We start from the raw sequence: 14942 nt of genomic DNA, 5'->3' as shown, positions 1-14942 counted from the left end.
CCTTAACTATTTATTTAAAGTACCCACGTTAATGATATCCGCAAAAACTCCGGCAGCGGTAACTTCTGCACCTGCGCCTGGGCCTTTTACCACCAGTGGTCGGGTTTTGTAACGATCGGTTGTAAAAGAGATAATATTATCACTTCCCGATAACATATAAAAAGGATGACTGTCATCGACCATTTGCAGACTGATTTCTACATTTCCATTTTCAAGCTTACCGATGTAACGCAAAACTTTTCCATCGTTGGCTGCGGTATTCTTTAAATTTTCGAAGTAAGCCGCATTAGCCTGTAATTCAGAATAGAAATCTTCAACAGATGTAGCATTTAAGCAGGCTTCCGGCAAAATGTTGTCGATTTTTACATCACTGGCTTCTAACGGATAACCAGCATCACGGGCAAGGATCAGCATTTTACGCATAAAATCTTTTCCATTTAAATCATCCCGTGGATCTGGCTCGGTATAACCAAGTTCCTGGGCTTCCTTTACTGTTTCATAAAAACCGGCGTCACCTTTAAAATTATTGAAGATGTAAGAAATGGTTCCTGATAAAATCGCTTCAATCCGCGCTACCTTATCGCCGCTCATCATCAGCTCTCGTAATGTGCGGATAATCGGCAAACCTGCACCTACATTGGTTTCATAATAGAAATCAACACCAAATTTACGGGCAGTATCTTTAAATGATTTATACTGGGCATAATCTGCCGAGTTTCCTTTTTTATTGCAGGTTACTACCGAAATGCTGCTTTCGAATATGCCCTGATAAAATTCTATTGGCGATTCTGCAGCTGTGTTATCCACAAAAACGCAGTTTGGTAAGTTTAGCGCTTTCATTTTGGCAACAAAACCCGCTAAATTTGCCTGTTCACCATTTGTATTCAATTCCGTTTCCCAATTTTCTAACGAAAGGCCATCAGCGCTGAAAATCATTTTTCGTGTATTGCTGATGCCCGTTACCTTAACCTGCAGATCGTTATTGGCCGCTAAGAAAGGCATCTGTTCTTTCAGTTGGTTAAACAAGGTTTTGCCAATGTTTCCTGTGCCCAGGCAGAAAACGTTCAATGTTCTTTTCAGATCAGTAAAGAAAGCATCGTGCACTGCATTTACTGCTTTCGATAAATCGTCTTTGCTGATGATTACTGAAATGTTATATTCTGAAGATCCCTGAGCAATAGCTCTTACATTAATACCGTTGCGGCCTAAAGCGCTGAACAAACGTCCGCTCATACCTGGTGTACGTTTCATGTTTTCGCCAACAATGGCCAAAACTGAAAGGTTATTTTCAACTTCTGGCAGCTCTAGTTTTTTAGCATCTAACTCCAGTTCAAACTCTTTTTTGATTAAAGAAATGGCCTGTGAAGCATCCGTTGGTTTAACAGCGAAAGTAATGCTATGTTCTGATGAAGACTGGGTAATCAATACTACATTGATCTGTTCGCGCGAAAGCAATGAGAATAATCTTCCGCTAAAGCCTGCCTTACCTACCATACCACTACCAGTTAGGTTTATAATGCTGATATGATCGATAGAGGAAATTCCTTTTATGGGTAAACTTGATGTTTTAACATCGCTTTTGATATAAGTTCCTGCGAAATCAGGTTCGAAAGTGTTTTTAATCACAATCGGGATTTTCTTCATAAATGCAGGAATCATTGTTGGTGGATAGATCACTTTCGCCCCAAAATAACTCAGCTCCATAGCCTCGGTATAGCTAAGCTCAGGTAAAGAGAAAGCCTTTTTCACAATACGTGGATCAGCGGTCATCATGCCGTTTACATCGGTCCATATTTCTATCTCTTCAGCATTTAAGGCTGCGCCCCATACCGCTGCGGTATAATCAGAGCCGCCACGGCCTAAAGTTGTTACCCTGCCTGCTGCATTGCTCGCTATAAAACCAGTAACAAAAAGTACTTTGCCTTTATTTTCCTGGTAGAAATTATTGATCAGCATTTCAGTCAATTCGGTATCTACTTTCGCCTGACCGAAGTTGCTGTCGGTTTTAATCAGGTCAGAACCGTTAACATAAAGCGCATCGCCAAAATTTTGAGAAGCAATATGACTGATCATAAAAGTAGAGCAGCGTTCGCCATAACTCAAAATCTGATCTTTGGTCTGCAAGCTCAGTTCGCGCAGATTGGCCACAGCCTGTAACAGATCTTCCAATTCGTTAAAAAAGATCTTTAAGCGTGTAAACACGGGGTTTTGTGCAGCCGCAGGTAAAAGCGAGCGGATTACAGCAAAGTGTTTTGCTTCGATTTCTTTTAAGTGGGCATCGTAATCTTCTCCACGCTCAGCCATTTCGGCCATATCGGTAAGTAAATTGGTTACACCACTCATTGCCGATAATACAACTACCGGGCTGTTCTTCTGTTTTTCTTCGCCAACCAGGCGCAAGAGGGTTTTAATGTTCTCGGCCGAACCTACGGATGTGCCGCCGAATTTGAGTACTTTCATTAGTCTATATTGGTTTTAACTGTTTGATGCTGTGCGGATAATTCATGGTTGCTCGTACAGGTTTCATTCAGCATGGGTTTAAAAAAAAAGCGTCCCGACTTTCATCGGGACGCTTTCTGTGTTTTATGTTTTTTCAATTTACAACAAATTAGCCCCGCTGGTTTATACCGGTGGTAATAATAATCGTTGTAATAATCGAAGTGTTAAAATTCATATTGTCTTTGTGTACTTTGTACACCGTAAAGTAGGAGATTATTTTTTTAAAATGCAAATGTTTTTTGATTTTTATTTCGAAATTTCTATTAAAACGTTTAAGTGAATGAAATAGCTGTATTTTTTGAACCCGAAACCAAATCATTCCTATAAAGAAGAATATGCTTGGGGCGGGGTGGTTAATTAGTAATATGTAATCATTAGAAAAGATGCTTCAGTAATCCTTCGGCTACGGCAGCCCCGCTAACCGCTATAGTCCCGATGGTAGTGCTGTTTTGTTGTTGGTGAGATCAGGAGCTGCCGCTTTTATCAGGTTTAGTTAACTCGGGCTTATACTACTATTTAAGTTAGTTACCTTTCCAGCGTAAATCATTCCCCTCCTTTGGAGGGGTGCCCACAGGGCGGGGTGGTTATTACTATTTAATTTTATTTCCCTCAACACCTTATGGATTCCTGGTCATTCATGAATCCTATCATCAAAAGCCATGTCGAATTTAAGAACGCTTTTGCTTCTCACACTTTTAACCATTTTTTGTGGTCAAGCATTTTCACAGAATGCTAATAATATACGATGGGTATGTCGAGGGCCAATTGTGCCAACTTCACCGCTCTGGTTAATACACTATAAGAAGACAACCTATACTTTAGATAGCATATAGGCAAAACATGGCATCCTTAATCCCGATTACATAGAAAATGTTCAGGTTTTAAAGGATGCGGGGGCAACAGCAGTGTATGGCTTAAGAGGGGCTGCAGGAGTTATTATTATATCACTCAAGAAACGATATGCCAAAGTAGAAATTAAACGGCTAAAACCCTATCTCACAAAAATTTAGGGAAAGTATATGGACAGTATAAACGCTGGTTTCATTTTTATACTTAGTGTAATTTTTTAATTTTTTTTACCTTGTAAAAATGAGTGTAAATATCTGTAAATAAAATGTTTACATAATAGTGTATTTGCTACAATATGTAAAAAATTACGCTTCAAAACTAGTTTTTGTAGAAGATAAGTATTTACCTTTGCTGTACTAACTAACTTATTGTTATGAGCAAAAAGAAACTGCAAACGCCAGATTTAAGCTATTTAAATCTAGGTGGAAACATTGCTGTAAAGTACCAATTATCTCCAACGGAATTAATTGATGATGCCTTATTAAATAAAGAAGGTACGCTGGCTGCTTCAGGAGCGCTGGCGGTTGATACCGGAAAGTTTACCGGGCGTTCTCCTAAAGACCGTTTTATTGTATGCGACGAGGTAACTGAAGATCAGGTTTGGTGGGGCGATGTAAACATTAAAATTTCTCCAGAGAAATTCGATCAGCTGTTTTATAAGCTAACAAATTACCTTGAAGATAAGAAAATCTATGTGCGCGATTCTTCGGCCTGTGCCAATCCGGATTACGATATATCCATTCGGGTAATTACAGAAACTGCTTATCAGAATCTTTTTGCTCATCACTTGTTTATCCGCCCGGAAGAAGATCGTTTGGGTATCACACCAGAATGGACCATCATTGCTGCACCAGGTTTCTTGGCCGATCCGGCTATTGACGGAACCAGACAGGAAAATTTCTCCATTATCAATTTTACCAGGAAAATGATTTTGATCGGGGGAACTGGCTATACCGGCGAAATTAAAAAAGGAATTTTTTCTGTTTTAAACTTTATCCTGCCAGTATATAAGAATACGCTATCCATGCACTGTTCGGCCAATGTGGGTAAAAATGGCGATACCGCTATATTTTTCGGTTTGTCGGGGACGGGAAAAACCACCTTATCTGCCGATCCGGAAAGAGGACTGATAGGTGACGATGAGCATGGATGGGGTAAAGATTCTGTATTTAACTTCGAAGGCGGTTGCTATGCAAAATGTGTAGATTTAACCGAAGAGAAAGAGCCTCAGATCTTTAAGGCCATCAAATTTGGCTCATTGTTAGAGAATATTAATTTTTTTCCAGGTACGAAGGAGGTTGATTATAGCAATATTGCTAAAACGGAAAATACCCGCGTGGCTTATCCTATAGATTATATTGACAATGCCATTTTACCATCAATCGCAGCTGTTCCGAAAAATATCTTTTTCTTAACTGCAGATGCGTTTGGAGTATTGCCCCCAATTTCAAAATTAAATGTAGAGCAGGCCATGTTCCACTTTATGAGCGGATATACAGCCAAGGTTGCAGGAACAGAAACAGGGGTGACAGAGCCTCAGTTAACATTTTCGGCTTGCTTTGGTAAAGCCTTCTTGCCATTGCATCCATCTAGATATGCCGAACTATTGGGCGAGAAGATGGAAAAACACCAGGTAAACGTATGGTTGGTAAATACGGGTTGGAGCGGTGGAGCTTATGGTGTAGGTAAAAGGATGAAATTAAGTTATACCAGGGCGATGATTACTGCAGCCTTAAATGGAGATTTAGATCATAATAAATATAAGCAACACCACGTATTTAAATTGATGATGCCATTAAATTGTCCTGGGGTACCGGACGAAATTTTAGACCCCTCTAAAACATGGAGCAACCAGGAAGAATACTTTTTGAAAGCCTACGAACTGTCGGATGCCTTTACCGAGAATTTCAAGCAGTTCGAACTGACAAAAGTACCAAAAAGCAGACACGAAGCGTTAAAATTATGTTAAATGCACTTTAAAATGCATTTTTTGATCGAAAAATTTGCAATTCGATTTTTTTTTAGTTTTTATTGTGAAAGAATTGCCTCGGCTGGGGCAATTTTTTTGTTATACACCCTTGGTGATTTACCGAAACTAAATTCTAAGTAACGATTTAATTGCTTATTGATTTATTAATTTGTAATTTAAAATCAATTTATAAATTTGTTTTTCGCAACAATTTCGGATATGAAACGTTGAGTGTAGTACAAAAGAAAAAAACAGCTAAAAATTAAAAACAAGAACTAAAACTAAAATTTCAAAAAAAATGGCAAACGCACCAAAACCAACAACTGTTAAAAAAGAGAGCTCTTCTAGTGCTTCAAATGTATTTGCAACATTCGTTATTCCAATTTGTATTATCATTGGATTCTGTGTTTGGAGATTCGTATTCGGAGAAGGAAGTAACTTTATCGATGGTGACAGAGAGAAATTACCATTACCTGGTAACTATCTTGGAACAGCTTACAAAGGAGGTCCTATCGTAGCGATCTTAGTTGGATTACTATTAGTAGTAATTGTATTCTCTATCGAACGTTTCATCGTTATTGGTAAAGCAAGTGGAAAATCTAGCTTAGATACTTTCATTCGCAAAGTACAAGGTTTATTAAGCGCAGGTAACATCGAAGCTGCAAAAGCTGAGTGTGATAAACAAGAAGGTTCAGTTGCTAACGTAATTAAATCTGGCTTGAAAAAATACAGTGAAGTTGAAGCAGATACCAATATGGATGTTGAGCAATCAATCGTTGCAATCCAAAAAGAGGTTGAAGAAGCTACAGCTTTGGAAATGCCAATGTTAGAGCAAAACTTAACGGTAATTGCAACTTTGGTATCAATTGGTACATTGGTAGGTTTATTGGGTACAGTAACAGGTATGATCCGTGCATTCGCCGGTTTAGCAAACTCTGGAGCACCAGATCAGTCAGCATTAGCTGTAGGTATCTCTGAGGCATTGATCAACACTGCAACAGGTATCTTGGTTTCTACTGTGGCAATTATCATGTATAACGTATTAACTTCTAAAATCGACAAGTTAACTTACGCTATCGATGAGGCTGGTTTCAGCATCGTTCAAACATACGCTAGTTCGCATAAATAAGAATTTTGAAAAAATTTTTACCGGCTTTATGGAAAACCGGAAAAAAGATCATCATTATTAAAACTAGTAAAAAAATATTATGCCTAGAATTAAAGTTAAAAGAACAAGTACAGTAACAGATATGACCGCCATGTGTGATGTGGCATCGTTGTTACTTACTTTCTTCATCTTAACTGCTACAGCAAGGCAACCAGAACCACTAGCCGTTTCTACACCTTCATCTACGTATGAGTTTAAGGTACCGGTAGAAAACAATGCGATATTAACCATTGGGCAGGGTAAAGTTTTCTTCGAAGTAGCAGGGGTCAAAGTAAGAGCGAAAACATTAGAGCTAATGGGCGAACAGTACAAAATATCGTTCACTCCAGTAGAAATACAACGCTTTTCAGCGATAGGAAGTTTCGGTGTTCCGATCCAGAGTTTAAAATCTCTTATTGCCTTAAATGGGGCTGACCGTATGAAACCAGGGGTACAACCTGGCATACCTTCAGATTCGACTGACAATCAGTTAAATTCATGGGTATTAAATGCCCGTAAAGCAACTAAAGAGATTAATAATCAGGATATGCGTATCAGTATTAAAGGCGATGCAAAAGAAGAATATCCGGTAGTTAAAAAGATTATTGATGTACTTCAGAAACAAAGTGTAAACAAGTTTTTATTGGTTACCAACTCTGAAGCTAAAAAGAAATAAGAAATGGCAGAATTAAACACAGGCGGGAAGAAAGCCACCCCAAGGGTTGATATGACTCCGATGGTGGATCTAATGTTTCTTTTGGTAACATTCTTTATCTTAACAACAGTAATCTCTACGCCTCAAGCGATGGATATTGCAAAGCCAGATAAAAACGAAAAGTTACCTGAGAACAGATTGGAGCTGAAAGCAAGTAAAACAATGACTATTTTGTTGGGTAAAAGCAATAAGGTAGCATGGTACATGGGAGTAGCTGGCGAAAGCGCACCAACGATAGAATCTGGTTCACAAATCGAAGATGCTATTGTTAAAAATAGAAAAGCAGCTGATGCCTCAGGCGTTGCTGGAGACTTTGTTGTACTGGTAAAACCAACATCAGGTTCTACATTCCAAAACTTTGTAGATATGATGGATGAGTTGGAAATTCTTAAAGTTAAGGTTCGTCAGATCGATGATGATAACATCCTTGACAATGAGAAGCAGTTCATGAAAGAAAAAGGAATTTTATAATCAGTAAAACCAATAGTTATGTCGAAGTTAGATATATTCAGAAAAGAATGGCTTGAAGTGGTTTTTGCAGATAAAAACAAAACCTATGGTGCATATCAATTGCGTAAAAGCAATGGTGCCAACACCTCAAAAGCATTAATTATCGGCTCTATTATATTTATTGTGTTATTTTTCTCTCCTAAAATCTATAGCCTGATTCAAGGCTCAATGGATCATGAAGATGAGCAATTAAAAGCACAAGAAGTAATTTTAGCGCCACCACCACCAGTAGACCCTAAAACACCGCCACCACCACCGGTAGAGCCACCTCCACCAAAAGTTGACCAGGTGAAAATGCCACCTCCAATTGTAAAACCAGATATTGAGGTTCGTGATGAACCACCTACGGTTGAAAAGTTGAAGGAAGCAGATCCAGGGCAGAGAGATATTAAAGGTGATCCAACTGCAGAGATTAACATTGCTGAACCAGTTGGTGAGGGACCAAAAAGAGAAGCTGCTGTTGCGGTTGATGATAATAAAGTTTACGACTTTGTTAGTATCGAAAAACAACCAGAATTCCCTGGAGGTATCTCTAAGTTTTATGGATACTTAAGTAAAGCAATAAAGTACCCGCCAATGGCACAAGAGAACAACGTTCAGGGTAAAGTATTTTTATCTTTCGTTGTTGAAAAAGATGGTAAATTAACAGATATCACTGTTACCCGCGGTTTGGGTAGCGGAACTGATGAAGAAGCCATCCGTGTATTGAAAGCTAGTCCACGTTGGAACCCAGGTATCCAAAATGGTAAGCCGGTAAGGGTAAAATATAACATCAACGTTAACTTTACATTGAACTAATAGTAGATGTTAAATTTTGATATTTTTAAGCAAAAATCGCCTAAACAGCGGTTTTTGCTCATTTTAGGCCTTGTCATGTTCGTTTTTTATGTGGTATTGGGCTTTGCATTTATATTTTACGAACCAATTGCCCTGCGTTTAAGCACTATTCCACAATGGGGCCGCATCGCAATCGGTATTTTCTTAATTATTTATGCATTTGTAAGACTTTTAAGCCTTGGGAGGCGCGACTAATCAGCTCAATGAAAAATTTCCTTTTAATATTTTGTGTATTAGCTTTACTTGTATCCTGCAAACGTAAAAATAAAGCCGATGCAGTTAAAGAAACCAGAACAAGCGGTACCTTAAAAATATTGGTTGATGAAAGTGTTGGACCGATTGTTCAAGATCAGATCGATATTTTTAGTTTGGATTATCCGGACGCAAAATTTCAGACAACAGTAAAACCTGAAGAAAAATTATTGCCTGCCTTTCTTAATGATAGTGTAAGGGTAATTGTTTTACCAAGGTTATTAACCAAAGCAGAAGAAAAGTATTATAACCAGCGTAATATTAAAATCAACTCTTCTCGTTTTGCCATTGATGGTATTGCTTTAATTACCAATCAGGGCAATATCGATAGTACAATTAACGTTAAAGAGGTGATTGATATATTACAGGGGAAGAAATCAGATAAAAAATTGGTCTTTGATAACGCTTATTCAAGTACCTTTCAATATTTTAAAGAGTTGGCCCATATCAGCCAATTTCCAGCTACAGGTGTTTACTCTAAAAATTCTAGCAAAGAAGTAATTAAACTTATTGCAGAAGATAAAAATTTTATTGGTATTTTGGGCGTGAATTGGATCGCTAACAAAGATACAGAGATGAGTGAATACTTATCTCAGATAAAAGTGCTGGGCGTAAAGAATGTAAAAGGCAAGGTAGGAGACGATCAGTTCTATAAACCAACTCAAGAGAACTTAATCAACGGTGTTTATCCTTTCTTAAGAAATATAAATATTATAGATTGCGAGGGAAGAGATGGTTTAGGCACAGGATTTGCAACATGGTTAAGAAGTCAGAGGGGACAATTGATTGTACTTAAATCTGGACTTGGCCCGCATAAATTAATGCCAAGACAAATTAACCTGACTAAAGGAAATTAAATTAAAAATTATAAATTGAACCACGAAGTAAATCTAAAGAGACACTTCATTTTTATTAAATAAAAAACAGAATATCCGATGAAAATTTTAAAGAAAGCAATAACCTTAAATGTAGGTTTGGTGTTGATGGGTTCTGCAGTTTTTGCTCAAGATTTAAATGACGCGAAAAAAGCCATCGACGCGGAGCAGTATCAGAAAGCATCATCAATGCTTAAGTCATTGGTGAGCTCAAAAGCATCAGATGGTAATAACTATTACAATCTTGGTTTGGTTTACTTAAAAACCGGTTATATTGACTCGGCCAGAGCTGTATTTACCAAAGGTATTACCGCTGATCCAAAAAACAACTTAAACTTAATTGGTTTAGGTGAAGCAGATATGTTATCTAATAACCCAACTTCTGCTAAAACAAACTTCGACAAAGCTGTAGCTTTGGCGCCAAAAGATTACAAAACTTATTTGTATATCGGTAAAGCGTATTTAGCTCAGGATAAGCCTAGTGATGATGTATCTAAACCAGATTTTACTAATGCTTTGGCTAACATTACCAAAGCTGATGAATTAGATTCTAAAGATAAGGATGCAGAAGTTTTCTTGGCACAAGGTGATGCCTATGCATTACAGAAAAAAAATTCAGAGGCATTAGGCCCTTATATGCGTGTTGGTGATGTAGATCCAAATAACAGAAGAGCTAAAACGCAGATTGGTAAAATGTACAAAGAATCTAGGGCCTTTCCTGAAGGTGAAAAAGAGTTGCAAGATGTAATTGCTGCTGATGCAAACTATGGCCCTGCTTACCGCGAGTTAGGTGAGTTATACTTACAATGGAGTAGCTTTGGTGTTGATAAAGAAAAAGCAGCAAAAGCGATTGAGAATTATAAAAAATACATGGATTTAACGGATAAATCTTTAGAGTCTCAATTGCGTTATGCTCAATTCTTATTTTATGCTAAAGATTATAAAACATTAGAGCAAGTGGCTACTTCTTTACAAGTTCCTGCGAACGATCCTAAAGGTACTATCGTTTCAAGGATGAAAGGGTGGGCAGCTTATGAAAATGGAAACTATCCTCAGGCATTAACGAGCTTAACTGATTTTTTTGCAAAGGAAAAGGACAAAACAAAGATTTTAGGTAACGATTATCTTTATTTAGGTAAAGCACAATTGAAAGCTGGCCAAGATAGCTTAGGTGTTCTTAATATTATAGAGGCGGCTAAAATGGATTCTACTAACGCTGATGCTTTAGCTGAAGCTGGTTTAGCTTTGTATAAAGCCAAAAAATATGGTAAGGCTGCAGAGATTTATACATTAGCAATTAAGTACAATCCAAATGGTAAAGGCTCATTAACTAACTATTACTATGTAGGACAAACAAGATTCTTGGAAGGGTACTTTGCTCAAAAAGATAAAAAACCTTTAAATACAGCAGCATTGATTGAGGCCGATTCAGCATTGAGTCACTTAAATAAAGTTTCTCCAGAGTTTGCTTTGGGTTATTTTACAAGGGCGAGGATTGCTAATCTTTTAGAAGATAAGGCGAACCCAAAATATGCGTCTATTCCATATTTTGAAAAATACATTAGCCTAGTTAAACCTGAAGAACAAGCAACCAATAAAACAAACCTTGTAGAATCTTACGATTATCTAGGTGCTTATTATGCTGATAAAGATAAAGCAAAAGCTATAGATTATTTGAATAAAAGTATAGCGTTAGACCCGCAGGGTCCTTTTGCAGCAGCCAAGCTTAAAGAATTGCAGTCACCTGCAGCTGCTCCAAAAACAAAAGGTAAAGGCAAATAATTAAAAAGTTAAATAATTTAGAAAAGGCAGAGTTTGGTTACTCTGCCTTTTTCTTTTACTTTTGCATCACAAAATAAAAATTATGCAAGCGCAAAGTTCCTCTATAGATTTTTTACCAATTATATTTCAAGTAATTGTTGCTTTAGGTTTTGTGGTGACCACATTAGTTGCTACCCACTTTTTAGGTCCAAAACGTAAAACAAGCGATAAGTTAGAAACTTTTGAGGCCGGTATTAAATCAGTAGGTAATGCACGTCAGCCTTTCTCTATCAAATATTTTGTAGTAGCCATCTTATTTGTACTGTTTGATGTAGAGGTTATCTTTATGTATCCTTGGGCGGTTAATTTCCGTACATTACGGATGGACGGAATGATCGAAATGTTCATTTTCATGGGTACATTGTTGTTAGGCTTTATCTACGTAATCAAGAAAAAAGTCTTAGACTGGAATTAGGCAGTTATCAATTGGCCGTTAATAGTTCTCGGTTTATAAACTGTAAACTGAAAAATGCCAACTGAAACTGAATGTGTACCACTTACACTAACTCATAGCTGTTTTGGTTATTTAGAAAGGTTCTAAATCGAGTAAAGCTAGTTTGTTTGCCTTTAAAATATTGTAAATTTGTTGCTCATTCTGCAAAGGGATGAGCATTTTTTGTTTATAAACATGAGTGAAATTAATATAGTTGATGCGCCTCCAGGAATAGAAGGATCTGGCTTTTTTGCCACTTCTCTTGATAAAGTGATTGGTTTGGCCCGCTCAAATTCATTATGGCCTTTACCTTTTGCAACTTCTTGTTGTGGAATCGAGTTTATGGCAACCATGGGTTCTCACTACGATCTTGGTCGTTTCGGTGCCGAACGCTTAAGCTTTTCTCCCCGTCAGGCTGATGTTTTAATGGTTATGGGTACTATCGCTAAAAAGATGGCTCCGGTATTAAAACAGGTTTATATCCAAATGGCAGAGCCACGTTGGGTAATGGCTGTTGGTGCCTGCGCAAGTAGTGGTGGTATTTTCGATACTTATTCCGTATTGCAAGGTATTGATGAGGTTATTCCGGTTGATGTTTACGTTCCGGGTTGTCCGCCAAGACCTGAAGCCATTTTAGATGGTTTTCAGCGTATTCAGGATTTAGTGAAAAGCGAATCGGGTAGGAGAAGAAATTCTGATTATTACAAAGAACTTTTAGGTCAATACGGCATTAAATAATGGAAGAAACGACGCTAAATAATAATATTCTGGCAAAACTTAGCGATAAGTTTGGCGAAAAGGTAACAGGAGTTTCTGAACCTTATGGTTTGTTAACTTTTGCAACCACCAAAGATGTTATCATCAATGTATTATCGTTCCTTAAAAACGATTTAAGTTTTAATTTCTTAACCGATATTACAGCGGTTCATTATCCTGGCAAAGATCATGGTATTGCAGTGGTTTACCATTTGCACAACATGGTAGAGAAAGTTAGGATTAGGATTAAGGTTTTCATTTCAGAACAAAATCCAACTATTCCTACAGCAACAACCGTTTGGAAAGGTGCCAACTGGATGGAACGTGAAACTTATGATTTTTTTGGGGTTAAATTTGAAGGTCACCCTGATTTGCGCCGTATTTTAAATATGGACGATTTAGGTGTTCACCCGATGTTGAAACAATATCCATTGGAAGATCCGAACAGAGTAGATAAAAAAGACGAATTTTTTGGAAGGTAAACTATGAATCATAACCATCCGGTATTTACAGATAACGACCCGCAAAGTGAGCTGGTAACCCTAAACTTAGGTCCAACACACCCTGCAACACACGGCGTTTTTCAAAACGTTTTGCAATTAGATGGCGAACGTATTGTAAGCGGCGTTTCTACCATTGGGTATATCCACCGTGCTTTCGAAAAGATTGCGGAGCATCGCCCATTTTATCAAATTACACCACTTACCGACCGTTTAAACTACTGCTCGTCACCTATTAACAATATGGGTTGGCACATGACGGTTGAGAAGTTGTTAAATATTCAGATGCCGAAACGTGTAGATTATCTTCGGGTAATCATTATGGAGCTTTCGCGTATTGCCGATCACATCATCTGTAACACGATTATTGGTCAGGATACCGGCGCAACAACCACTTTCTTATACCTATTTCAGTTCCGTGAGCATATTTACGAAATCTTCGAAGAAGTTTGCGGTGCACGTTTAACCACAAATATTGGCCGTATTGGTGGGTTTGAAAGAGATTTCAATGATATCGCCTTTGCTAAAATCGATAAGTTTTTAAAAGAATTCCCTAAAGCGTTAAAAGAGTTCGAGAATCTGTTAACACGTAACCGTATTTTTATTGATAGAACGGCAGGTGTTGCAGAGGTTACTAAAGAAACTGCTTTAGAATACAGTTGGACTGGGCCGCTTTTGCGTGCTACCGGTGTAGATTACGATGTGCGTGTAAGCGATCCATATTCTTCATATCAGGATTTCGACTTTGAAGTTCCGGTAGGTACAAGCGGCGATATTTACGACAGGTATTTAGTGCGTAATGAAGAGATGTGGCAAAGTGTCCGCATCATCGAACAGGCACTTGTGAAATTAAAAACAGAGCCAAAAGGTATTTTCCATGCCGATGTTCCTGAATTTTACCTTCCTCCAAAACAAGAAGTTTACAACAATATGGAAGCATTGATTTATCACTTCAAAATTGTGATGGGTGAAATTGATGCGCCAAAAGCAGAAGTTTATCACGCTGTGGAAGGCGGAAATGGTGAATTAGGATTCTATCTGATTAATGATGGGGGCCGTACGCCGTACCGTTTACACTTCCGCAGACCAAGTTTTATAAACTACCAGATGTTTGCACCAATGAGCGAGGGCATGTTATTGTCTGATGCCATTATCAACATGAGTAGTATGAATATTATTGCAGGAGAATTAGATGCTTAAAGTAGAAGAACAAACACCTGTAGTGTTTTCATCAGAATTGCTGGCCAAATTTGATGATGTAAAAAGCCGTTATCCTGAAGGTAAGCACAAATCAGCTTTGTTGCCATTATTGCATTTGGTACAGGCCGAATACCTTTGGGTGAGTACACCAGCGATGGATAAGGTTGCCGAATATTTAAATATTCAGCCCATTGAAGTTTATGAAGTGGCAACATTTTATACCATGTACTTTTTAAAGCCACAAGGCAAGTATGCTTTGGAGGTTTGTCGTACCGGTCCTTGTTGCCTGGTTGGTGCCGAAAAAATATTAAGCCACTTGGAAAACAAGTTAGGTGTTAAAGAAGGTGAAGTTACTGCCGATGGTTTATTCAGCTTTAGAGGAGTTGAATGTTTAGCCGCATGTGGTTTTGGTCCGGTGTTACAAATTAGCCCAGAATATACTTTCTACGAAAACCTTACCGAAGCAAGTGTAGATAAATTGATTGAAGATTTGAAAAATAAGTCCTAAAGTCTAGAGTCTTAAGTCGAGAGTCGTTGTGACTTAAGACTACGGACTATGGACTGCAGACTATAGACTAA

15 protein-coding genes are annotated in these 14942 nt (G+C 37.9%); 14 read left to right on the top strand and 1 reads right to left on the bottom strand.

The features are described 5' to 3' along the window. Window positions 1–6: 6 nt before the first annotated feature. Window positions 7–2460: a bifunctional aspartate kinase/homoserine dehydrogenase I gene (thrA, locus tag ASU31_RS05880; RefSeq protein WP_057931436.1), complete on the bottom strand. Its 2454-nt coding sequence runs from the start codon at window positions 2458–2460 to the stop codon at window positions 7–9. A gap of 884 nt (window positions 2461–3344) precedes the next feature. On the opposite strand from thrA, the gene ASU31_RS27155 reads away from it, so the two are divergent. The 14 genes from ASU31_RS27155 to ASU31_RS05810 all read left to right on the top strand — a co-directional run bounded on the left by ASU31_RS27155 (window position 3345) and on the right by ASU31_RS05810 (window position 14871). Continuing rightward, entirely contained in the window at window positions 3345–3509 is a 165-nt protein-coding gene (locus ASU31_RS27155) for a hypothetical protein (RefSeq protein ID WP_083505278.1), read from the top strand. A 212-nt stretch (window positions 3510–3721) separates the two neighbouring features. Further along, window positions 3722–5317, top strand: a complete 1596-nt coding sequence (pckA, locus tag ASU31_RS05870; protein ID WP_057931434.1) for a phosphoenolpyruvate carboxykinase (ATP) — start codon at window positions 3722–3724, stop codon at window positions 5315–5317. Between the two features lie 298 nt (window positions 5318–5615). Further along, complete coding sequence (locus tag ASU31_RS05865) at window positions 5616–6446, top strand: MotA/TolQ/ExbB proton channel family protein (protein ID WP_057931433.1); 831 nt, start codon at window positions 5616–5618, stop codon at window positions 6444–6446. Window positions 6447–6525: 79 nt separating this feature from the next. Then, the gene (locus ASU31_RS05860) at window positions 6526–7140 is read left to right on the top strand and encodes a biopolymer transporter ExbD (RefSeq protein WP_057931432.1); all 615 of its coding nucleotides are present in this window, start codon (window positions 6526–6528) and stop codon (window positions 7138–7140) included. A gap of 3 nt (window positions 7141–7143) precedes the next feature. Beyond that, window positions 7144–7650 carry an ExbD/TolR family protein gene (locus tag ASU31_RS05855; protein ID WP_029274770.1) on the top strand — a complete coding sequence of 169 codons (507 nt, stop codon included), beginning with the start codon at window positions 7144–7146 and terminating at the stop codon, window positions 7648–7650. 18 nt (window positions 7651–7668) lie between these two features. Beyond that, window positions 7669–8487 carry an energy transducer TonB gene (locus tag ASU31_RS05850; RefSeq protein ID WP_057931431.1) on the top strand — a complete coding sequence of 273 codons (819 nt, stop codon included), beginning with the start codon at window positions 7669–7671 and terminating at the stop codon, window positions 8485–8487. 6 nt (window positions 8488–8493) lie between these two features. Further along, window positions 8494–8721, top strand: a complete 228-nt coding sequence (locus tag ASU31_RS05845) for a hypothetical protein (RefSeq protein WP_029274767.1) — start codon at window positions 8494–8496, stop codon at window positions 8719–8721. 8 nt (window positions 8722–8729) lie between these two features. Next, a complete protein-coding gene (locus tag ASU31_RS05840) occupies window positions 8730–9635 on the top strand; it encodes a PstS family phosphate ABC transporter substrate-binding protein (protein WP_057931430.1) in 906 nt (301 codons plus the stop codon). Window positions 9636–9713: 78 nt separating this feature from the next. Continuing rightward, complete coding sequence (locus ASU31_RS05835) at window positions 9714–11435, top strand: tetratricopeptide repeat protein (protein WP_057931429.1); 1722 nt, start codon at window positions 9714–9716, stop codon at window positions 11433–11435. An 82-nt stretch (window positions 11436–11517) separates the two neighbouring features. Next, entirely contained in the window at window positions 11518–11889 is a 372-nt protein-coding gene (locus ASU31_RS05830) for an NADH-quinone oxidoreductase subunit A (RefSeq protein ID WP_057931428.1), read from the top strand. A 213-nt stretch (window positions 11890–12102) separates the two neighbouring features. Continuing rightward, window positions 12103–12645, top strand: coding sequence for an NADH-quinone oxidoreductase subunit B (locus tag ASU31_RS05825; RefSeq protein WP_057931427.1), 543 nt, complete (start codon window positions 12103–12105; stop codon window positions 12643–12645). After that, entirely contained in the window at window positions 12645–13145 is a 501-nt protein-coding gene (locus ASU31_RS05820; protein WP_057931426.1) for an NADH-quinone oxidoreductase subunit C, read from the top strand. Before ASU31_RS05825 ends, ASU31_RS05820 begins: the two co-directional genes overlap by 1 nt. Window positions 13146–13148: 3 nt before the next feature. Further along, window positions 13149–14363 carry an NADH-quinone oxidoreductase subunit D gene (locus tag ASU31_RS05815; RefSeq protein WP_057931425.1) on the top strand — a complete coding sequence of 405 codons (1215 nt, stop codon included), beginning with the start codon at window positions 13149–13151 and terminating at the stop codon, window positions 14361–14363. Continuing rightward, the gene (locus ASU31_RS05810) at window positions 14356–14871 is read left to right on the top strand and encodes an NADH-quinone oxidoreductase subunit NuoE family protein (protein ID WP_057931424.1); all 516 of its coding nucleotides are present in this window, start codon (window positions 14356–14358) and stop codon (window positions 14869–14871) included. The genes ASU31_RS05815 and ASU31_RS05810 overlap by 8 nt, the downstream gene beginning before the upstream one ends. The last annotated feature ends 71 nt before the right edge of the window (window positions 14872–14942 follow it).

The organism is Pedobacter ginsenosidimutans (genome assembly GCF_001442625.1).
In the GTDB taxonomy this organism is placed as follows: Bacteria; Bacteroidota; Bacteroidia; order Sphingobacteriales; family Sphingobacteriaceae; genus Pedobacter; species Pedobacter ginsenosidimutans.
Note: the sequence above shows the minus strand (reverse complement) of the source record. Positions and strands in the feature narration are given on the sequence as shown.

Bases quoted from the DNA above. Each gene is read 5' to 3' on its own strand.
- ASU31_RS05830 (WP_057931428.1), top strand. From the start codon at position 11,518: ATGCAAGCGCAAAGTTCCTCTATAGATTTTTTACCAATTATATTTCAA.
- pckA (WP_057931434.1), top strand. From the start codon at position 3,722: ATGAGCAAAAAGAAACTGCAAACGCCAGATTTAAGCTATTTAAATCTA.
- ASU31_RS05865 (WP_057931433.1), top strand. From the start codon at position 5,616: ATGGCAAACGCACCAAAACCAACAACTGTTAAAAAAGAGAGCTCTTCT.
- ASU31_RS05850 (WP_057931431.1), top strand. From the start codon at position 7,669: ATGTCGAAGTTAGATATATTCAGAAAAGAATGGCTTGAAGTGGTTTTT.
- ASU31_RS05860 (WP_057931432.1), top strand. From the start codon at position 6,526: ATGCCTAGAATTAAAGTTAAAAGAACAAGTACAGTAACAGATATGACC.
- ASU31_RS05820 (WP_057931426.1), top strand. From the start codon at position 12,645: ATGGAAGAAACGACGCTAAATAATAATATTCTGGCAAAACTTAGCGAT.
- ASU31_RS05855 (WP_029274770.1), top strand. From the start codon at position 7,144: ATGGCAGAATTAAACACAGGCGGGAAGAAAGCCACCCCAAGGGTTGAT.
- ASU31_RS05825 (WP_057931427.1), top strand. From the start codon at position 12,103: ATGAGTGAAATTAATATAGTTGATGCGCCTCCAGGAATAGAAGGATCT.
- ASU31_RS05835 (WP_057931429.1), top strand. From the start codon at position 9,714: ATGAAAATTTTAAAGAAAGCAATAACCTTAAATGTAGGTTTGGTGTTG.
- ASU31_RS05845 (WP_029274767.1), top strand. From the start codon at position 8,494: ATGTTAAATTTTGATATTTTTAAGCAAAAATCGCCTAAACAGCGGTTT.
- ASU31_RS05815 (WP_057931425.1), top strand. From the start codon at position 13,149: ATGAATCATAACCATCCGGTATTTACAGATAACGACCCGCAAAGTGAG.
- ASU31_RS05810 (WP_057931424.1), top strand. From the start codon at position 14,356: ATGCTTAAAGTAGAAGAACAAACACCTGTAGTGTTTTCATCAGAATTG.
- ASU31_RS05840 (WP_057931430.1), top strand. From the start codon at position 8,730: ATGAAAAATTTCCTTTTAATATTTTGTGTATTAGCTTTACTTGTATCC.
- thrA (WP_057931436.1), bottom strand. From the start codon at position 2,460: ATGAAAGTACTCAAATTCGGCGGCACATCCGTAGGTTCGGCCGAGAAC.